The 3,962-nt window shown below is 42.3% G+C and carries 4 protein-coding genes; 1 reads left to right on the forward strand and 3 read right to left on the reverse strand.

Going from position 1 to position 3,962, the window contains the following annotated elements:
- Positions 1-510 precede the first annotated feature (510 nt).
- The 3 genes from RDS42_RS13105 to RDS42_RS13115 all read right to left on the reverse strand — a co-directional run bounded on the left by RDS42_RS13105 (position 511) and on the right by RDS42_RS13115 (position 3,069).
- Entirely contained in the window at positions 511-2,187 is a 1,677-nt protein-coding gene (locus RDS42_RS13105) for an IS66 family transposase (RefSeq protein WP_009243281.1), read from the reverse strand.
- 133 nt (positions 2,188-2,320) lie between these two features.
- Positions 2,321-2,659 carry an IS66 family insertion sequence element accessory protein TnpB gene (gene tnpB, locus RDS42_RS13110; RefSeq protein ID WP_009243282.1) on the reverse strand — a complete coding sequence of 113 codons (339 nt, stop codon included), beginning with the start codon at positions 2,657-2,659 and terminating at the stop codon, positions 2,321-2,323.
- On the reverse strand, positions 2,653-3,069 hold the full coding sequence (locus tag RDS42_RS13115; protein ID WP_009243283.1) for a hypothetical protein: 417 nt from the start codon (positions 3,067-3,069) through the stop codon (positions 2,653-2,655). The genes tnpB and RDS42_RS13115 overlap by 7 nt, the downstream gene beginning before the upstream one ends.
- A 163-nt stretch (positions 3,070-3,232) precedes the next feature.
- Here RDS42_RS13115 and RDS42_RS13120 point away from each other — a divergent pair.
- A partial coding sequence (locus RDS42_RS13120) for a DNA adenine methylase (RefSeq protein WP_308784051.1) occupies positions 3,233-3,962 on the forward strand: 730 nt, incomplete at its 3' end.

Here is a 3,962-nt window from a genome sequence, read left to right on the forward strand (position 1 = left end):
TTGATGAAAAAATTTTTATTTTTTCCTCAAAAACACCCTTACACAATACGAAACGCTGAGAGGCATTTTTACAGCCCCCTGAGGAAAATTTTTTTATTTTTTCGGTTAATTGAATACTTAAAAGCAAAAAAACACTCACCTATTCCAGGTGAATGCCTTATCAAAATTTCCTTATTTTGTTGTCTGTAACGCTTATCCAGATATGCCTGCATATCTGCTAAAATATAATTGCCAGCAATTATATTTTCACGTGGGTATGGGGACGTAATCCCAATCAAGGTCTGCTACTCGTAAGTAATACAAAATTGTCAAAATGACAATACTGTAATACACGGGTGGATCTTGCTCTGGTTGTAACACATGAATTCATACAATAATAGGCCCAAATGGGCACTTTCGCCATTTGAGCCTATATATTGTATGTCTTTCAAATGATAGCTTAAAAAGTAGCTGTCTAGACTATATGTTTGTAAGCGCTTAATTTTTAGGTATGATAGAAAAAATCCCCGACTACTTTTCAGTAGCCGGAGCACCTTGACAGTTCACATATAATTGATTTGATTCGTTTACACGATGTTCGATTTCAGCTTTGACAGTTTCGTTCCATGGAGCCAGAAGTTCTAATTCATCATCGCTCATCCTATCATTAGGCACTTTTTCCAGCAGATAAGTAAGATAGTGATAGACGTTTACTCCATTGGCTTTTGCCATTTCTACCATAGTGTACACAACAGCACTGGCCTGGGCTCCATTTGGTGTGTCACAGAACAACCAGTTTTTACGGCCTACTGTAAATGGACGGATCGCATTTTCGCTGAGATTATTAGAAAAACTGCAGCGGCCATCTTCTAGATAGGTGGACAGATAGGAGCGGCGGTTCTGAATGTAGGTGACAGCTTTATCCATTCTGCTTCCACGGGTAGGGTTCTGCTGATCAAGCCACGACAAAAAGCCTTCTACTACCGGCTTTTCTTTTTCAAGACGCGCCTTTTTGATAGCATCGAAGGAAGAATACTTTGATCTGATCACATCTTCCAGATGGAAGAGCTGGTTAATGTACAGCATTCCCTGTACGGATGGCAGGGTATAATCCAAAGCTTTTCCTTTGGGAATGGCATCTGCCAGATATCTTCTGATGTGTGCCCAGCAAGCTGTGCGTTTGGCATCTGGAACTTTATTGTACCCACTATAGCCATCGCACATCAGATAACCCTTGAAGCCGTGAAGAAAATCCACAGCATTGTCTCCGGCCCGGGTCTCCGAATATTTATAGAGGATAATAGGTATTCCTCCGTCTTCACCGCTGCGGAACAGCCACATATATGACTTTGTCTGAGCGCGGCGTTCCGGTTCATGCAGAACCTGAAGTGGCGTTTCATCTGCCATCGCGAATCCACGTTCCAGAAGTTTCCTGTGGAAGTATTCGTACATAGGAAGAAAAAACGCTTCGGAATTCCGGATCACCCAGTTTGCCATAGTAGCTCTGGTGATCTCTACGCCATACTGTTTCCAGTCCTTTTCCTGACGGTAGTATGGAAGACCATTACAAAACTTCTGGTACATTACCCAGGCAACTGTTCCGGCAGAAGCCATTCCATAAAGCATATGGGCTCTGCCATCTTTTCCTTTTTTAATGACCGGAATATCCTGAAGTTTGCACTGCGGACACTCATAGTTCTTACTATAGTATTCATATACTTTCAGTTTTGCCGGTACAAAAACCAGCTCCCGGCGGACAAACTCTTCCCCGATTTCTTTCAGTGGAGTACCACAGGAAGGGCAGAGTTTCTCTTCCTCAGAAAGTTCCAGATACTTTTTCTCAACAGGAACTCCCTTAAACCGTTCAGCGTCTGTAGCTCTTGCTTTTCGTTTTTTTGCTGTTTTTTCCGGAAGAAGTGCTTCAAGATCCTCTGCTTTTACAGCTTCTGGATTCTGTTCCAGTTCCGCTTCATTGAAAAAGTTTAACTGGCCTGGAATATCGATGGTTCTTTTTTCGCTGGAGGTGCCAAACAGTTTTTTACGGAGAAGGTCTATCTCTTCTTTCAGGTTATCCCGTTCCTGGGTAAGAGACTCTTCCCGTTTATTGGCAGCATCGACAGTTGCCTGAAGTGTTTTTATCATCTTTTTGAGATCGTTTATCATGTCCTTCAGCTCATGGAGCTGGATATCTTTAGAACTGTCTGCCACTGCTTTTTCCTCCTGTTTCTGATATTTCCATTATACCAGAAAACAGGGACTTTTCCCAGCAAAACAGCGGATTTACCAAGACTTGAAAGTGCTGAAAATACAGCAAAAAATGCGAGTTTTATGTGCATCTTTTTCATGTTGACTTAATCGCTTTTGGCTGCTCAATATCAAGGCCAGACATCAGCCAGTCGAACTCCCGCCATGTAAGATTCCGGACTTCAGATTTATTTCTGGGCCACCGGTAAGAACCTTGGGCAGTCAGTCTTTTGTAGATCATAACGATTCCATCCGGTTCTTTTAAAATAGCTTTGATGCGGTCACATTTACGTCCACAAAAAAGAAAAAGTGCATGGTCGATCTCCATCGAAAACTGTTCCTGGATGATCGCACACAATCCATCAATGGACTTGCGCATATCGGTTCTGCCACAGACGATATAGATTGCATCAACACTTGAGATATCCGCTAACATAGTGACTCCTTCAGCGTATCCATAAGCATCTTCAGAAGTACCGGTTTGATCTCATTACTCATTCGTATAAGCAATCCGTCTGCTTCGATTTCAATCGTATGTGAATTGTCAAGGTGCATAGGACTGTTTCCATTATCTGGAATCAGTCCTGCCGGAGAAGACTCCGGTTCTATAGCGATCTGGACTACATCCTGTTTATGGGACGTAAGGTGAAGAGTGCTAGCTTTTCCAACTGGATCCGGTATCTGGCAGGCTTTTTTGCGGAGACGGGTAACTGCATTGTAAAAACAGCTGGGAGATATCCCGTGTTCATTACACCATGCAGCATCTGTCAGGCCACTTTGTCTGCATTCGGTTACCAGTTCCATCCATTCATCCAAGGAACGTCCTGGAGCACGTTTATTACTCATAATGAAACCTCCAAATGTAGTAAATTTCTATCTCCTATCAAGGGGAGTGTAGAAAAAATCTATTTACTATCATTATGAGTTTAAAAACGTAGACAGTAAAGCTACCCAAGATTTAAGCGCTTACGAAATAATACCCACGTATTACAGAAAGAGGGTTGATAAAATGAATAGCTTTATAAGCTGGATCGGTGGCAAGAAGTTACTGAAAAGAAAGATCATTGAACAGTTTCCAAAGAATTTTGACAGATACATTGAGGTATTTGGTGGAGCCGGATGGGTACTGTTCGACAAAGAAAAGCATGCGGACATGGAAGTATACAACGACATGAACGGAGAACTGGTGAATCTGTTCAGGTGTGTAAAATATCATCCGGATGCATTACAAAAAGAGCTGGACTGGATGCTGATATCCAGGGAACAGTTTTTCAACTGTGTTGCCCAAAATGAGATTCAGGGCATGACAGACATACAGAGAGCAGCGAGGTTCTACTGTCGAATAAAACTAAGTTTTGGTGCTGACCTTGATTCGTTTGGTGTGCGCTCAAGAGATATGCAGGGAACGATAGAATATCTGCAGAAAGCATCGAAGAGATTGAATAGAGTAGTAATTGAGAATGTCGATTTTGAGCGTCTTATAAAAACGTATGACCGGGAGTCGGCATTATTTTATTGCGATCCGCCGTATTATGATGCAGAAAAATATTATCCAGACAAGTTTCAGTCGGAAGATCATGCGAGACTGAGGGATGCGCTTTCCCGGATTAAAGGTAAGTTTATCCTGTCTTACAATGACTGTCAGGAGATCCGGGACTTGTACGCAGGATATGATCTGATCGAAGTAGATCGGCAGGACAATCTTGTAACGAAAACTAACCCACGTCGTTACAGGGAGT

This window comes from uncultured Blautia sp. (genome assembly GCF_902497045.1).
Classification (GTDB): domain Bacteria; phylum Bacillota; class Clostridia; order Lachnospirales; family Lachnospiraceae; genus Blautia_A.

Excerpts from the sequence above, each read along its gene's own strand:
- tnpB (WP_009243282.1), bottom strand. The coding sequence starts at position 2,659 with ATGTTAGCGGATATCTCAAGTGTTGATGCAATCTATATCGTCTGTGGC.
- RDS42_RS13115 (WP_009243283.1), bottom strand. The coding sequence starts at position 3,069 with ATGAGTAATAAACGTGCTCCAGGACGTTCCTTGGATGAATGGATGGAA.